The 16,031-nt window shown below is 69.1% G+C and carries 13 protein-coding genes; 5 read left to right on the top strand and 8 right to left on the bottom strand.

What is annotated here, in order from left to right; genetic code table 11:
• Nucleotides 1–36 precede the first annotated feature (36 nt).
• From ACZ7KI_RS40585 to ACZ7KI_RS40570, 4 genes are all read right to left on the bottom strand, one after another.
• Nucleotides 37–2,571 (bottom strand): FtsX-like permease family protein, encoded by a 2,535-nt coding sequence (locus ACZ7KI_RS40585; RefSeq protein WP_470278324.1) that lies wholly within the window; start codon nucleotides 2,569–2,571, stop codon nucleotides 37–39.
• A complete protein-coding gene (locus ACZ7KI_RS40580) occupies nucleotides 2,571–3,329 on the bottom strand; it encodes an ABC transporter ATP-binding protein (RefSeq protein ID WP_470278323.1) in 759 nt (252 codons plus the stop codon). The genes ACZ7KI_RS40585 and ACZ7KI_RS40580 overlap by 1 nt, the downstream gene beginning before the upstream one ends.
• A gap of 84 nt (nucleotides 3,330–3,413) precedes the next feature.
• Complete coding sequence (locus ACZ7KI_RS40575; RefSeq protein ID WP_470278322.1) at nucleotides 3,414–3,920, bottom strand: PepSY domain-containing protein; 507 nt, start codon at nucleotides 3,918–3,920, stop codon at nucleotides 3,414–3,416.
• Nucleotides 3,921–3,968: 48 nt separating this feature from the next.
• Nucleotides 3,969–4,736: an SDR family NAD(P)-dependent oxidoreductase gene (locus ACZ7KI_RS40570; RefSeq protein ID WP_470278321.1), complete on the bottom strand. Its 768-nt coding sequence runs from the start codon at nucleotides 4,734–4,736 to the stop codon at nucleotides 3,969–3,971.
• Nucleotides 4,737–4,851: 115 nt separating this feature from the next.
• On the opposite strand from ACZ7KI_RS40570, the gene ACZ7KI_RS40565 reads away from it, so the two are divergent.
• A complete protein-coding gene (locus ACZ7KI_RS40565; protein ID WP_470278320.1) occupies nucleotides 4,852–5,985 on the top strand; it encodes a hypothetical protein in 1,134 nt (377 codons plus the stop codon).
• A gap of 1 nt (nucleotide 5,986) precedes the next feature.
• Here ACZ7KI_RS40565 and ACZ7KI_RS40560 read toward each other — a convergent pair whose 3' ends face one another.
• The 4 genes from ACZ7KI_RS40560 to ACZ7KI_RS40545 all read right to left on the bottom strand — a co-directional run bounded on the left by ACZ7KI_RS40560 (nucleotide 5,987) and on the right by ACZ7KI_RS40545 (nucleotide 11,281).
• On the bottom strand, nucleotides 5,987–6,697 hold the full coding sequence (locus tag ACZ7KI_RS40560; protein WP_470278319.1) for a hypothetical protein: 711 nt from the start codon (nucleotides 6,695–6,697) through the stop codon (nucleotides 5,987–5,989).
• 173 nt (nucleotides 6,698–6,870) lie between these two features.
• Nucleotides 6,871–9,468 carry an ATP-dependent chaperone ClpB gene (gene clpB, locus ACZ7KI_RS40555; protein ID WP_470278318.1) on the bottom strand — a complete coding sequence of 866 codons (2,598 nt, stop codon included), beginning with the start codon at nucleotides 9,466–9,468 and terminating at the stop codon, nucleotides 6,871–6,873.
• Between the two features lie 87 nt (nucleotides 9,469–9,555).
• A complete protein-coding gene (locus ACZ7KI_RS40550) occupies nucleotides 9,556–10,740 on the bottom strand; it encodes an MFS transporter (RefSeq protein ID WP_470278317.1) in 1,185 nt (394 codons plus the stop codon).
• A 76-nt stretch (nucleotides 10,741–10,816) separates the two neighbouring features.
• Nucleotides 10,817–11,281, bottom strand: coding sequence for a MarR family winged helix-turn-helix transcriptional regulator (locus ACZ7KI_RS40545; RefSeq protein WP_470278316.1), 465 nt, complete (start codon nucleotides 11,279–11,281; stop codon nucleotides 10,817–10,819).
• 270 nt (nucleotides 11,282–11,551) lie between these two features.
• On the opposite strand from ACZ7KI_RS40545, the gene ACZ7KI_RS40540 reads away from it, so the two are divergent.
• The 4 genes from ACZ7KI_RS40540 (at nucleotide 11,552) to ACZ7KI_RS40525 (ending at nucleotide 15,844) form a co-directional block, all read left to right on the top strand.
• Nucleotides 11,552–12,757, top strand: coding sequence for a globin domain-containing protein (locus tag ACZ7KI_RS40540; RefSeq protein WP_470278315.1), 1,206 nt, complete (start codon nucleotides 11,552–11,554; stop codon nucleotides 12,755–12,757).
• 472 nt (nucleotides 12,758–13,229) lie between these two features.
• Nucleotides 13,230–14,330, top strand: a complete 1,101-nt coding sequence (locus tag ACZ7KI_RS40535; RefSeq protein WP_470278343.1) for a globin domain-containing protein — start codon at nucleotides 13,230–13,232, stop codon at nucleotides 14,328–14,330.
• A gap of 159 nt (nucleotides 14,331–14,489) precedes the next feature.
• Entirely contained in the window at nucleotides 14,490–15,242 is a 753-nt protein-coding gene (locus ACZ7KI_RS40530) for a lytic polysaccharide monooxygenase (protein ID WP_470278314.1), read from the top strand.
• Nucleotides 15,239–15,844, top strand: a complete 606-nt coding sequence (locus tag ACZ7KI_RS40525) for a DUF305 domain-containing protein (protein ID WP_470278313.1) — start codon at nucleotides 15,239–15,241, stop codon at nucleotides 15,842–15,844. The genes ACZ7KI_RS40530 and ACZ7KI_RS40525 overlap by 4 nt, the downstream gene beginning before the upstream one ends.
• The last annotated feature ends 187 nt before the right edge of the window (nucleotides 15,845–16,031 follow it).

Raw genomic sequence — 16,031 nt, 5'->3', positions numbered from 1 at the left:
TCGGCGGGCGTCCCCGGGGTGTTTGCCCCAGCGTGTTCAGTCACTGCCGGTGGTCGCGGCGTCCACGGGCTGTCCTCGGGTCGCCGCCCAGGCCGGGACCAGGGTCGCCGCCAGCGCGAGCACCGCGGCGATCCCGATGATGGACAGGTAGATCAGCGGGGAGCCCATCGGCAGCAGGGAATCGGTCGCCACCAGGCAGAACGGGACGATGGCGCCCGCCGAGACAACGGTGCCGAGCACGATCCCGATCAGCACGACGAGTCCGCCTTCGAAACCGGCCATCCGCAGGACCTGCGCCCTGGTCGAGCCGGTGAGCCGCTGGAGGCCGAACTCGCGGCGCCGCCGCATCGTCGCCATCACCAGCGTGTTGGCCACCGAAATCACCGTGTAGGCGATGATCATCCCGACCATCAGGTAGTTCACCCAGGCGCCGACGGCCTGGTCCTTCGCGTGCGCCGCGACGAGCGCGTCCCGGTCGCCGACGGTCACCGGCTGCCCGGCCGTCGCCTCGCGAAGGCGTTCGGTCAGCGTCGCGGAATCGACGCCCGGAGCCGCACGGACCAGCATCTGCGGGGCGAGCCCGGCGGTGGTGTGCGGCGCCAGGAGCTCGGCCGGGAGCAGCAGGCTCTCGAAGCCCGGCCGCTGACTGGTCACCGCGACCACCTTGACGTCGACCGGGGTACCGTCGCCGAGCTTCAGGCTCAGCGTGTCGCCGATGCCGCGGCCGAAGTCCTTCGCGAAGACGTCGGGGAGCGCGACGGTGGCGCCGGTCAACGACTTCAGGTCGCCCTGGGTCACCTTCTTGTCGGTGGTCGCACCGGCACCGGACGCGGTGAGGCCGATCGCCGGTCGTCCCTCGTCGGAGCGTTCGTACGGCTTCTCGACGAACACATCGGTGGTCACGTACTCGGACGCTCCGGCCACCCCCGGCACGGCCTGGATCCGCTGGACCAGGTCCGGCGAGAGCCCGCCGGCGACCGAGCCGATCACCGCGTCGGCGCGGACGTCCTCGGTGAACGCCTGGTTCGCCAGTTCCTGCTGGGTGGTCTGCAGGTAGATGTTCGCGGTCGCGATCCCGACGGCGAGCATGATCGGGGTGACCGCACCGGCCGCGCGGACGATCCCGGCGCGGGTGTTGAGCACGGCGAGCCGTCCGTCGATGCCGCCGAGGAGACGCATCGGCCACTGCAGGATCGCCGTCATCACCTTCGCGACGCCGGGGGTGATCATCGCGACGCCGAGCGCCCACAGGATCACCGCGGGTCCGGCGGTGCTGGCCGCGATCGGGCCGGTCATCACCGCGACGGTCACGATGGCCAGTGCGAGGCCACCGCCGAAACAGAGGACGGCGAGCACGACCCGCGTCGGCGTCAGCCAGCGGCGGGTGACCGCGGCCTCGGCGAGCGCCTCGGTCGGGCGGATCCTGCCTGCCCGGCGGCCTGCCACGAAGGCGGCGATGAACACCGCGAGCATCGCGGCGCCCGCGCCGACCACGGCCGGCAGCCAGCCCTGGTAGAACCGGAGAACCTCAGGGACGACACCGTTTTCGACGAGTCGCCCGAACATCCATTCGCCGAGGAACGGGCCGAAGACGGCGGCGAGCGCGGTGGCGAGCAGGCCGACGACCAGTGCCTCGCCGAGCACCATGCGCCGCAGCTGGCGCGGGGTCGTGCCGATCGCCCGCATCAGCGCGAGTTCGCGTGAGCGCTGCTGTGTGGACAGGCTCAGCGTGCTGGCGACGACGAACATCGCGACCATCACCGAAAGCCCGCCGGACACCGCGGCGATGACGATCAGGTCGGCCCCGCTCGATTCGGCCTCGGGGAACTCCGCGACACCGCGGTCGATACCGCTCAGGACGGTCGCCCCGGCCGCGGCCTCGGCGACCTTTGCCTGCACCGCTTCGATGTCGGCACCCGGTTCGGTGAAGACGCCGATGACGTCGGCCTTGCCCGGATACCCGGAGAGCCGCGCGGCGTCCGCGGTGGAAAAGAACACGGCGGACTGCGTGATCGAGCGCGGCGCACCGGCCACGCCGGCGACCCGGAACGTTTCGGTCTCACCGCGCGCGGCGACGTCGACGCGGTCGCCGGGCTTCAGCCCCGACGACGACTCGACGACGACTTCGCCCGCGCCAGGCGCGGCTCCCGCTGTCAACGCGTACGGCGTCAACGCGGCGGAATCCCAAGCGTGGCCGAGAGCCCGCTGACCGCCCGCGGCGAGGGGGAAGCTCACTTCACCGACGACGTCCGAAACGCCGGGAACGGAACGCAACCGCGAGACGAGGCCGTTGTCGAGGCGGACCCGTTCCGGGAGCCGCGCGGTCTCGAACTTCTCGTGGTCATCGGCGTCGAGAGTGGCCGGGTCCTTTTTCGGCAGTTCGAAGGTCTGGCCGCCGGTGACGAGGATCGGTGCGGCCGCGAGCCGCTGTGGCTCCGCGTTCCCGCGGATCCCGGTCTCCATCAGGCCACCACAGGAGGCGACGATCAGCGCGCCGAAGAAGACGGCGACGAAGGTCCCGATGAACCCGCCCTTGCGCAGGCGCAGGGTCCGGAAGGCGAGGCGCAACATCACGCACCTGCCCGGACGCGGCTGCCCCAAGCACCGAGGTGGGTCATGCGCTCTGCGACGACGTCCGCGGTCGGCGCGTGCAGTTCGTCCGCGATCCGGCCGTCGGCGAGGAAGATGACGCGGTCGGCGTAGGAGGCGGCCATCGGGTCGTGCGTCACCATGATCACGGTCTGGCCGGTCGTCCGGACCGAATCGCGCAGGAGCCCGAGTACCTCGGCGGCGGTCCGCGTGTCGAGTGCGCCGGTCGGCTCGTCGGCGAAGACCACCGCGGGCCGGGTGACCAGTGCCCGCGCGATCGCGACGCGCTGTGCCTGTCCGCCGGAAAGTTCGCCGGGAAGGTGCTTGCGGCGGCCGGAAAGCCCGACGCGGGAGAGCATCTCCTCGACGACGCGGCGGTCCGGCCTGGCCCCGGCGAGTTGCTGCGGAAGGGTGACGTTCTGCTCGACGGTCAGCGCCGGGAGCAGGTTGAAGGCCTGGAAGATGAAGCCGACCCGGTCGCGGCGCAGCTTCGTCAGCTTCGTCTCGCTCATCCCGGCCAGCTCCTGCCCGTCGAGCACGACGGACCCCGACGTCGGCCGGTCCAGGCCGGCCGCGCAGTGCAGAAAAGTGCTCTTGCCCGAGCCCGAGGGGCCCATCACCGCGGTGAAACCGCCGCGCGGGAACGCGAGCGTCACCCCGTCCAGGGCGATGACGCCCTTGCCGTACTCCTTGCGGACGCCGTCGAGCCGGACCGCGTCACCGTTCCACCCAGTGTTCATGGGGAAAACCCTAGGAATCCCAGGTCGGATTCACCCTGGGGCGAGCGTGCGTCTCGGCGGTGGGGCAGGCCCTACCTCAGCGGCTCAGCGGGCTTCGCCGGTCTTGGCGTCCACAGTGACCTCGTGCTCGACGCCCTTGCCGTCGCGAAGCCCGATCTCCCAGATCAAGGAACCGTCCGCGGCGTAGTCGATCTCCATCTCGTCGAGCTCGCCAGGCTGGCGCTGCTGCGCGGACTGCAGCGCCCTGACCGCGTCGACACCGGCCTGTTCGATCTTCGCCAAGTCGTCGCTCGGTTTGGCGGCCTGCTGTTTGCCGAGGACCTGACCGCCGTCCCGGCTCACGCGCACCTTGTGTTCCTGGCCGTGCGACGCGACCTTGATCTCCCAGCCCTCGTTCGACGGCTCCACATCGAACACCCGCCCGTCGGGCACGGCGCCCGCCGCCGTTTGGATCGCGTTCACCGGCTTTCCTTTGCCCTGCTCCGTCGCGGTGGGCGACAGAGAGTCCGGCGGCGGGGTGTTGGGCGGCTCGGTGGAGCAGGCGGCCAAGACCAGCACCACCGCGCCGGCCATCAGGCGGGCTGACTTCATGATCCGTACCTACCCGCCCGGCGAGGTTCCAAACGCCGATGGCACGACTCAGGTACGGCCCTTGCCGCCGAAGCCGCCGCCGAGTTTGCGCAGCACCGCCCTCGGCAGCAGTCCGCCGACCGCGACGATCGCCTTGTACTGCAGGCTCGGCACCGAGATCACCTTGCCGCGGCGCAGATCCGCGAGCGCCTCGTCCACGACCTGCTCGACGCCGAGCCAGAACGCCTTGGGCCCTGGCCTGTCCAGCCCGGCCCGCTCGTGGAACTCCGTGGCGGTGAACCCGGGGCAGAGCGCCATCATGCGGACGCCCTTCGGCAGCGAGGCCGCGATGCCCTCGGTGAACGACGTGACCCAGTTCTTGCTGGCCGTGTACGTCGAACCGCGTCCGCTGAAGAACCCGGCGACCGAGCTGACGTTGATGATCGCGCCCTCACCACGGTCGATCATCGCGGGCAGCGCGGCGCGGGTCAGGCGCAGGACCGCGGTGACGTTGACGTCGAGCTGACGCTGCAGCGCGTCCGGCGGGATGGTCCAGAAATCACCGTTGAGACCGAATCCGGCGTTGTTCACCAGAAGATCGACCGGCGTTTCCGCCAGCCGGGCCTCGACGAGTTCGCGTCCGTCCACTTCGGACAGATCGGCAGGCAGGACGACGACGTCGACACCGTGCGCCTCGACCAGTTCCGCGGCGAAGGCCTCCAGCCTGTCGACGTCGCGGGCGACGAGCACGAGGTCGTACGCCTCGGCGGCGAGCCTGCGCGCGAACTGCGCGCCGATGCCGGCGGTGGCGCCGGTGATCAGTGCGGTTTGTGTCATACCGCGAACCTACTCTCCAGTCGGGTGCTTTCTCGCCGGGCGACGAGCGGTGGAGGTCACCCTCAGTGGGGACCTGACGTGCGATGACCTCGGTCGGGAAGTATCGTCCCGCCCCATGGGGAAGCACAGCAGGCGCAAGCCGAGCTATCTGCCCAAGGTCGCGGCCGGTGCCGCGCCGCTGGCGTTGTTGCTCGCCGGCCCGGCCACCTCGCTCGCCGCCCAGACCGACCCGGCGATCCCGCTGCCTCTCGACCACAAGCGCGAAGGCACCCTCGATCGCGGTGTCGGCGTCACCAGCGAAGGGGACACGTCCGTCCTCCGCGGGTTCGTGAACAGCACCGAGCGGAACGTCTACAGCAAGGACCTCGGCGACGCGAAGGTCGTCGCGGATGTCCGCCGATCGGTGAGCGAGAGCGTCGAGACCCGCGGCGGCGCCACCGTCCGGCCGGACCGCGTCGGCGCGCTCACCGCCTCGAAGACCACGCAGGCGGTCACGCAAGGCCAGCGGAACACGATGAAGGTCGACCCCGACGGCAATGTCGTGGCCGGGAACGAGACCAAGTTCGAGCGAAGCGGCGCGCGGCTGACCGAGGCCGCCCTCGACCCGCGCACCGACACACCGTCCTTCGTCGCCGAAGACGGCCGAGCGATCGACGCGTCCGAGGGGACCTATCACGCCGTCCATCCGCTGGCCGGGTTCGGCGTGATCAACGAGACCCAACAGCACGCGGGCGGCGAATTCGACCGGGCCGCGCGGCTCGACGGCGGCTTCTCCGGCGTTCTCGGCGGAGTGGTGGAGGCAGGCCGGTCATCCGGCCACGCCGTCGATCTCGGCAATCTCGCGACCGTCGGGGCGACCTCGGCGCAGCACGGCGGTGGCCGCTTCACCGGCTTTCTTCCCCTGGACGCCGGCTCAGGCTCCGGCTTCGGCCAGGAACACGCTTTCGGCGGCACCGCCGGTCCGGTGACCGGCCTGGTGACCACCGATCAGAACGCGGATCTGGCGCAGCACGGCGCCGTGCTGACCGGCTCCGGCGCGAACACGATCAGCGGTGACCTCGGCGTCAACGAGGTCGCGCAAGTCCACGGGACCACGTCGACGTCGGTTCGAGGGATCCTGCCGACCGTCGATCCCGCCGAGGCCGGGCACGTGACGCAGTCCGGGACGCTCGACCTGACGGTGTTCGACCGGCCGGCTCACACCGGCGTCACCGCGGGCGCTCTGCCGCTCGAACTGAAGCAGAACTAGCTCAGGCCTGGGGCTCGATGTCGTCGGCGGCCTCGGCCTGCCAGTGGCGGCCGGGGGTCGGGGTGTTGTTGTACTCCTCGTCGAACGGGTCGACGATGTCGGCGATCTCGCCGAGGTCGCGCAGCAGCCGCTCGAGCCGCGACGGCCCCGCGTTCGGGGCGACGCTCGCGAGCACCCACTCGTTCTCCAGCCACGCCACGCCGACGTCGCCGCCGAGCGAATCGGCCGCGTCGACGAGCTCCTGCGTGATCACCTTGCGGGCACCCTCGGAATCGTCCGCGAAGGCGTAGCGCTGGCCGATCGGGCCGAGCATCTCGGGCATGTCCTGGCGCTGGAACGGCACGCTGGACAGCCACATCTCCAGCGGGACCTCGTGCACGCGGTTGCAGCGCACGGCGACGACGACCGCCGGGATCTGGCCCTCGGTCTCGATGTCGAAGATGAAGACGGGGCGTCGCCCGTCGGAGGTGAAGGTGGACCCGGCCACGACGTTGACCGCCGCCTGCGCGCCGAAGTAGCCGATGGCGCCACCGGACCATTGCCGCGGCAACCGGTCGTCCTCCTCGACGAACTGCCAGCCGCGCAACTCGGCCCAGCGCATTCGCTCGCGATTGCGCGAGCCCTCCTTCGCCCGGTCGGCCGCGAGCAGCCCCAGCCCCGCCACCAAGGCGACGGCGGCGACGACGAACCAGATCCACGCCGGAATACCCACGACCGTCAGGGTATCCCCCTGCGCTCACCGGACGTGATCGCCGGGCGCCGTGTCGCGCCACCCCTTTCGGTGCCGCGCCCCGAAGACGCTCGAAAGGTCGACAAATCGCTGTGTCGCCAACGCCATGAAAGGCCCTTTCCTTGCGAAATTTGCAAGGAAAGGGCCTTTCATAGTCATTCCACCCGGGTGACCGTCAAGGCTTCCGACGCCTCCTGGGCGGGGATGTCCACCCGCACCGTGTCGCCGTCCCGGATCTCACCGGCCAGCAACTGTTTCGCCAGCTTGTCGCCGATCGCCGACTGCACCAGCCGCCGCAACGGCCGCGCGCCGTAGATCGGGTCGAAGCCGTTCAGCGCGAGCCACTCGCGCGCCCCGGCGGTGACGTCGAGGGTCAGGCGACGCCGCGAGAGCCGCGAGGCGAGCCGTTCGATCTGGATGTCCACAATGGACGTCAGCTCGTCGGTGCCGAGCGCGTGGAAGACCACGATGTCGTCCAGCCGGTTCAGGAACTCCGGCTTGAACTGCCGCTGCACGACCGCCATCACCGCGTCGTTGCGCTGCCGCTCGTCGAGGGTCGGATCCGCGATGGCCTGCGAGCCGAGGTTCGAGGTCAGCACCAGGATCGTGTTGCGGAAGTCCACCGTGCGGCCCTGGCCGTCGGTGAGCCGTCCGTCGTCGAGCACCTGCAGGAGCACGTCGAACACGTCCGGGTGAGCCTTCTCGACCTCGTCCAGCAACACCACCGAATACGGCCGCCTGCGCACGGACTCGGTCAGCTGACCGCCCTGGTCGTAGCCGACGTAACCCGGAGGCGCGCCGACCAGGCGGGCCACCGAATGCTTTTCGGCGTACTCGCTCATGTCGATCCGCAGCATCGCGCGCTCGTCGTCGAACAGGAACTCCGCCAGCGCCTTCGCCAGCTCGGTCTTGCCGACCCCGGTGGGGCCGAGGAACAGGAACGAACCGGTCGGCCGGTCGGGGTCCGCGACACCCGCCCGGGTGCGGCGCACCGCGTCCGAGACGACCTGCACGGCCTCCTTCTGCCCGACGACCCGCTTGCCGAGCTCCTCCTCCATCCGGAGCAGTTTGCCCGTCTCGCCCTCCAGCAGCCGACCCGCCGGGATGCCGGTCCACGCGCTGACCACGTCCGCGACGTCGTCCGCACCGACCTCTTCCTTCAGCATGACGTTCTGCTGGCTGACCTCGCTGGCGGCCGTCGCGGCCTCGAACTCCTTCTCCAGCGCGGGAATCCGGCCGTAGCGGAGTTCGGCGGCCTTGCCGAGGTCGCCGTCGCGTTCGGCGCGTTCGGACTCGCCGCGCAGCTGCTCCAGCTGCCCCTTGAGCTCACGGACGCGCTCGATCGAGCCCTTCTCGTTCTGCCAGCGCGCGGTCAGCGCCGTCAGCGTCTCCCGCTTCTCGGCAAGTTCCGAGCGCAGCACGGCGAGCCGTTCCTTGGAGGCGACATCGTCCTCTTTGGACAGTGCCATCTCCTCGATCTCCATCCGCCGCACGGACCGTTCGACCTCGTCGATCTCGACCGGCCGCGAGTCGATCTCCATGCGGAGCTTCGACGCGGCCTCGTCGACGAGGTCGATCGCCTTGTCCGGCAGGAACCGGGCGGTGATGTAGCGGTCGGACAGCGTCGCGGCGGCCACCAGCGCGGCGTCGGTGATGCGCACCCCGTGGTGCACCTCGTACCGCTCCTTGAGTCCGCGCAGGATACCGATGGTGTCCTCTGTGGACGGTTCGCCGACCAGCACCTGCTGGAATCGGCGCTCCAGCGCGGCGTCCTTCTCGATGTGCTGGCGGTACTCGTCGAGTGTGGTCGCGCCGACCATCCGCAGCTCACCGCGGGCGAGCATCGGCTTGATCATGTTGCCCGCGTCCATCGCGCCCTCGCCGGTCGCGCCCGCGCCGACGATCGTGTGCAGCTCGTCGATGAACGTGACGACCTCGCCCGCGGAGTCGGTGATCTCCTTGAGCACGGCCTTCAGCCGCTCTTCGAACTCGCCGCGGAACTTGGCGCCCGCGACCATCGAACCGAGGTCCAGCGCCACGACCCGCTTGCCGCGCAGCGACTCCGGCACGTCACCGGCGATGATGCGCTGGGCGAGCCCCTCGACGATGGCCGTCTTGCCGACGCCGGGCTCACCGATCAGCACCGGGTTGTTCTTCGTACGGCGCGAGAGCACCTGCACGACGCGGCGGATCTCGGTGTCCCGGCCGATCACCGGGTCCAGTTCGCCCGCGCGGGCACGTTCGGTCAGGTCGACGCCGTACTTCTCCAGCGCCTTGAACGTGCTCTCCGGGTCCGGGCTGGTGATCCGCGCGGAACCACGGACCTTGGCGAACGCGTCACGCAACGCGTCCGGGGTGGCGCCGTGCCGTTTGAGCAGGTCGGCGACCGGGCCGCCCTCGGTGGCGAGACCGACGAGGAGGTGCTCCGTCGAGACGTACTCGTCGCCGAGTTCGGTCGCGAGCTTCTGCGCGTGCGTCAGCGCCTTGACCGCGTGCGCGTCGAACTGCGGGCTCGACACGGTGGCGCCGGTCGCCGACGGCAGCGCCGCGATCAGCGGCTCCAGCTCCTTGTGCACCTGCGCGGGGTCGGCCCCGACCGCGGTCAGCAGCGGTGCGGTGAGTCCCTCACCCTGCGCCAGCAGTGCGCCGAGCAGATGCGCGGCCGCCACATGCGGGTTGCCTGCCATCGTGGCCGCCTGCGCCGCCGACGAGATCGCCTGCTGGGTCTTCGTGGTCGGGTTGAAAGCGTCCATCCCTCACCTCGTACTAGGTCCTGCGATAGCTTGTCGACAGGTACAACGTCAGAAAAGTTGAGTCTGTTCCGCTCAACCCTGAATCGGTCAGCCCCCGCCCGGCGAGACGGCTTCGGCGGGGAGGCGCGGCCCCACCCGCCCGAGACCGACGACGGCGGCGCAGGCGCACGCGGCCACGAGCACCCACGGGATCCAGACTGCCACGGAGAACAGCGCGACGACGGTCGGAGCGATCACCGCGGCGAGGGTGAACGCGTACTGGAAGGCCGCCAGATACCGCCCCCGCGCCTCCGGCGGCGCCGCGGCTTCGGCCAGCGCCCCGGAGCGGGGGCCGAACGCGAGATCGCCCGCGGCCAGCACGAGGGTCGCGCCGAGCAGGTAAACGGGCTGGAAGACCTTCGGCACGAACACCACCGCGAGGCAGGCCAGGCACCACACCGCGAACAACGCCGAGCCCGCGCGCATCGCGGCGATCCGGGTCAGCTTCCGGGTGACCCGCAGCGCGACGACACCACCCAGACTGGTGACGACGGTGAGCAGCGCGATGATCGCGCCGGGCAGCCACCGGGGCCCCTGCAACGAGTTGAAGACGTACACCGGCATCCCGATGAGGAAGAAGTCCATCGTGAGCGCGAAGAGCCCGCTGAACACGATCAGCGCGAGGTAGGGGCGGTTGCGCCAGACCCTGGCCGGCCCCGAGATCCGCCGGGTGTGCCGCGGGAGCGGCGGCACCAGCGTCGCGAGGATGGCCGCGGCGACGACGAACGTGAAGACGTCGACCATGACGGCGGCGTACAGACCCTCGCGTCCGATCCACACCAGCAGCCCGGCCGCCGCGAGCCCGCCGAGGCCGAAGCCCGCGGAGCGCACCATCGCGGCTTCGGCGAACGGCCGGTCCTTGGGGCCTTCGCCCGCGACGTCGGCGATGAGGGAGAACTGCGAGCTGTAGAACAGCTGCTGTCCGGCCGCGAGCATGACCGACGCGCCGACGACCCCGGTGAAGCCGGCGGCGGGCAGGTACGCGGCCACCCCGGCGGCCTGGAGCAGATGGGAGCAGATCATCACCGTGCGCGGGCCGAACAGATCGACGAGCCGCCCCGCGAGCGCGGGGACGAGCAGACCGGCCAATGCACCGAGAGTGACCGCCGCCCCCGCTTGGGCGAGGGGCAGACCGACCACACGGATGACGAAGACGAGGCCGAGCGGGAGGAAGAGCCCCGAGCCGAAGTTGTCGATTCCCAAAGCGACCAGCAACGCGACCCTGCTTCGCACGAACACCGACGTTACCGGGGTGACAGCGCTACGAAAGGGCCGTTCAGTCAAGACCGGCGGGTAGTAAGGGGTGGTGTCAGACCTCGCACGCCGGCACGGACAAGACGGCGCGGATGTCCGCGTTCATCTCGGCGAGGCGGGTGGTCAGCTCGAGGACCTTTTCCTCGTCCCAGTCACCGAGCGCACGCTCCATGAACGCGAGATAACCGGCCCGCCGGTGGTTCAGTTCCGCCCGGCCCCGCTCGGAGATGCTGATGATCGACGCACGGCCGTCCTCGGGCGCGGGGCGGCGGTCGACCATCCCCGCCGCGGACAGCTGGGAGATTTGCCGACTTACGACCGAAAGGTCCACGAAGCGCCGTTTGGCCAGTTCGGAGGGTCGCGCTTCACCGTGCTTCGCCAGGTCGGACAACAGCATCGCGGCGGCCGGGTGCAGACCGGGCTCGTCCTGCCAGGCCTGCATGATCCAGGCGTGCTGCAGCTGGGAGGCGGCCTTCAGCTCACGCATCAGTTCGACCCTGGCGTCGTCGGCGGAGCTCATCGATGCCTCCCGGCTACTTGTACAGTACAACTTTATTCGGCGAAGCTTGCGTAAGACAACTGTTTACCTCGTGAGATCGCCCACTCGCCCCGGGATTCGGCTACACCCGTCCGGAGCAACGATGCGGGCAAAAGGCCTCTCGGCAGCTAGTCTCGCGGACGAGCCGGAACCAAGCCGACCGGCCGACAGCCACTGACCGGAGAGGTGAATGATCCGTGAATTCTTCTCCAGTCGTCCCCCGTTCGTGAACCATCGGAATCCGCTTCCGGTATGCACTTCCCGATCAGCGACCCCCAGCCCGTGACAGCCGACGCGGTCAGCCCGGTTCCCCGGTCCTCGGCGCCGAGGGAAGCCCCGCCGGCGGTCACCGCGATGGTGCGGCTCATCCGCGACACCTGGGCGAAGTCGGAGCCGTTCATCCCGGAGATCTCCCAGTTCTTCTACGGCATGCTGTTCACCCTCGCGCCCGCCACCCGGGACTTCTTCCCGATCAACATGGAGGTCCAGCGCGGCAGGCTGGTGCGCGCGCTGGTCCACATCGTCCAGATGGTCGACCGGCCGGACGATCTCGTGCCGTTCCTGACCCAGCTCGGCCGCGACCACCGCAAGTTCGGTGTCATCCCCCGGCATTACGAGGCCGTCGGCACGGCACTGCTCGCCTCGCTCAAGAACCATCTCGGTCCGGACTGGACACCGGAGGTCGAACGGGCCTGGGCGGAGGCGTTCACCATCGTCGCCCGCGCGATGCAGGAGGCCGCCGCGGCCGACGTGAACCCCGCGTCGTGGTCGGCCACCGTACTGGAGCATCGGCGGCTCACCTGGGACCTCGCACTGGTCCGCGTCCAGCCCGAATTCCCGGTGCCGTACCAGCCGGGCCAGTACATGAGTGTCGAAGTGCCGCAGCGGCCGAGGCTCTGGCGCTACCTCTCCCCGGCGAACGCGCCGCGCGAGGACGGCGGCATCGAGTTCCACGTGCGCGCCGTCGACGGCGGCTGGGTGTCCCGCGCCATCGTGAGCCACACGCAGCCCGGTGACGTCTGGCGGCTCGGCCCGCCACTCGGCAGGCTTTCGGTCGACCGGACCGACGGCCGCGACGTGCTGATGATCGCGGGCGGCACCGGTGTCGCGCCGTTGCGCGCCATTTTGGACGACCTCGCGCAGTGGGGCGAGAACCCGAAGGTCTGGCTGTTCTACGGTGGACCGTCGCGTGAGGACCTTTACGACCTCGACGAGTTGCGCGCCCTCGCCGCCACGAACCCGTGGCTCACCGTGACCCCGGTGGTCGAACGCGGTGACGAAGCCCCCGGCTGCGAACAGGGCACGCTCGCGGAAGCCGTTACCCAGTACGGATCCTGGCCCGGCCACCGGATTCTCGTCTCCGGCTCGCCGACGATGATCCGGGCGACGGTATCCCGGATGCTGGTCGCGGGCAGCGCGCTCGACCAGATCGCGTACGACCCCTTCACCATCGACTAGCAGGCCTTTCCGGTTGGCGTTCGAATGCGATTCCACAATAGGGATCAGTCGGCGTCGGCGTACCGTTACGCGACTCGGTAATCACGGAGAAGCACCACCCGATCGGCGGATCACGTTTTCGTGTCGAACTGGCGAAAAGCACTGGTGGACAACGAAAAACCGCGTCACATGATCACCTTTACCGTGTGACAGATGGGGTTTACGGCGTGTACACCGTTTGCTCCGTTCGAGCGGGAAACAACGATTCCTGGATCCTTTTGCGAAGGTCGGGCATACAGTCGTGAACCTTCGGGGGAACACGAGCACGATGACATCGGGTCTGGAGAATATGCCCGATCCAACTGGAGAAAATCGTTCACCCATGACTGCCGAAACAGTGAAGTACGAACATCCGGCTGGTTCGTCGAGATCTTCGCCACCGGTTCCCGTTCCGCCGCTGATCGAAGCGCCGGCGGCGGACAAGACCGTCCAGATGGCCAAACTCATCAGGGAGAGTTTCGCCTCCGTCGAAACGAAAGCCGAGGAGCTGTCCCAGTACTTCTACGGGGTGCTCTTCTCGGTTTCGCCGGACGCCAGGGCGTTGTTCCCGATCAACATGGCCACGCAGCGAAATCGTTTGCTGCGTGCACTCGTCTACGTCGTACAGATGGTGGACCGGCCCGACGAACTGGCCACTTTCCTCGGTCAACTCGGCCGGGACCACCGGAAGTTCGACGTCCTCGGCCGCCATTACGACGCCGTCGGCGTCGCGCTGATCACCGCGCTGAAACGGTTCTTGAAGGACGACTGGACGCCCGAGGTCGAGGACGCCTGGGTCACCGCGTACGGCGTCATTTCGAAGAGCATGCGCGAGGCCGCCGGCAAGGAGATCGGGCCCGCGTGGTGGAAGGCGACGGTGGTCGAACACCGCCGTGCCTCCCGCGACGTCGCCGTCATCAAGGTGCGCACCGATCAGCCACTGCCGTACCGGGCCGGCGGCTACGTCAGCGTCGAAGTCCCGCAACGCCCCCGGATGTGGCGGTACTTCTCACCGGCGACGGCACCGCACGACGATGGGACGCTGGAGTTCCACGTGCACGCCGTGCGCGGTGGCTGGGTCTCGCGCGCGATCGTCCACCACACCAGGGTCGGCGACGTCTGGCGCATCGGTCCCGCGCTCGGCGCGCTTTCGGTGCACCACACGGAAAGCCGTCCATTGCTGATGATCGGCGGTGGTACCGGGATCGCGCCACTGCTCGCCCTGCTCGACGACATGTCGCGTTGGCGGCACAATCCGCCGGTACACCTGTTCTTCGGCGGTCAGCGGCCGGAAGACCTCTACGCCCTCGACGACCTTCGCGGGCTGACCGTCACGTGCCCTTGGCTCACGGTGACCCCGGTGACCGAGGAAGGCACCATTCCCGGCGGCGACCGCGGCACCCTGGCCATGGCGGTCACGCAACGCGGCGACTGGAAGGACCGCGACGTCTACGTCGCCGGCTCGCCGTCGATGATCCGCGCGACGATCGCGAAACTGCTCGCCACCGGGACGGACCTGGCCCGGATCAAGTACGACCCCTTCACCCTGGATTGACCCGGCGGTTCCTTCGTATTAGGCCGATCGGCTGTTCCACCTGGGCTCTACGCAGCAGTAGGTCAGTGAATCATTGACCGTTGGTCACCGGCGGATCTATGGTCTAGACCACATTGCTCCCCGCCACGGGAACACCGTCGTTCCATCCCAGGAGCCGGCATGACCGTCAAACGTAAGCTCATGGCAGCCGCCGCCGGTGCGGTGCTCGCGCCGATCGCCATCGTGGCCATCCCGCAGGTGGCCAGCGCGCACGGCTACGTGCTGTCCCCACCCAGCCGTCAGGCGAACTGCGCACAGGGCAAGGTCTCCGGGTGCGGCAGCATCGTCTATGAACCGCAGAGCGTCGAAGGCCCCAAGGGGCTCCGCAGCTGCAACGGCGGACTTCCGCAGTTCGCGCAGCTCAACGACGAATCGAAGTCGTGGCCCGCCGCCTCGGTCGGCACCAGCGTGACCTTCAACTGGAAGTTCACCGCCTACCACCGGACCACGAACTACGAGTACTACATCGGCGGCACCAAGGTCGCCGACATCAGCGGCAACAACTCCGCGCCGAAGGACCCGACGTCGCACACGGTGAACCTGAGCGGTTTCAGCGGCCGCCAGAAGGTCCTCGCCATCTGGAACATCGCGGACACGCCGATGGCCTTCTACAGCTGTATCGACCTGCAGATCGGCGGCGGGAACCCGCCGACGACGAGCAATCCGCCGACCACCAGCAACCCGCCGAGCACGTCGAATCCCCCGACCAGCACCACCACTCCGCCCGCGGGTGGCACCTGGGCGGCCGGGACGGCCTACTCGGTCGGCGACACGGTGACCTACGGCGGCGCGTCCTATCGCTGCCAGCTGGCGCATACCGCGATCCAAGGCTGGGAACCGCCGAACACCCCGGCATTGTGGACCCGGCAGTGAAGTTCGGCCTGATACTCGTCGCCGGTCTCGTGGCCCTCGCCGGCTGCGGGACCGGTGATGGCTCCCCCACCACCGCCGGTGCCCCGATCTCGCCGGTTCCTCAGTCGGCGACGGGCGCCCCGGCGTCCGCGGAGTACAACGACGCCGACGTGATGTTTCTGCAGATGATGATCGCCCACAACAACCAGGGCGTGGAGATCGTCAAGCTGGTGCAGACGAAACAGGGGCAGCAACAGCCGCTCAAGGATCTCGCGGCCGCCATCGAGGCGACGCAGCAGACCGAGAGCTCCGACATGCGGAACTGGCTGAAGTCCTGGGGCAAACCCGAGACGGGCTCGATGGATCCGCACGCGCACCACCATCACGGTGGCGACGGGCTCACGGACAAGGGCCTTCTCGAAGCACTGTCCAAAAAGGATGGCAGGGACTTCACCCTCGACTTCGTGGACATCCTCGTCGCGCATCAGCACAACGGGGTCGCGCTCGCGAGGACCGAACTGAAGGACGGCAAGAACCCGGAGTCGAAGGCCTTGGCCCAGCGGGTCATGGACTCGCGCACCGGCGAGGTCCAGCAGCTGCGCGCCCTGGTCCCCGGCCAGTAGAACGCATTTAGTCCTCTATTGAGAGGTAACCCAAACGTGGCGTGCCCCGGCGTGGGTCCGGACCGGCTGACGGGAGCGGGGACGGCGACTGCTCTGTCCACAAAGGACCCTATTTGCACGGGTAAGTGTCCAACTTGGGCGGTATGCGTGGTTTCGCGAGCGGGTCGTGAGTGCGAAGTAGGGTTCT

It is taken from the genome of Amycolatopsis sp. NPDC039088, from assembly GCF_055598845.1.
Note: the sequence above shows the minus strand (reverse complement) of the source record. Positions and strands in the feature narration are given on the sequence as shown.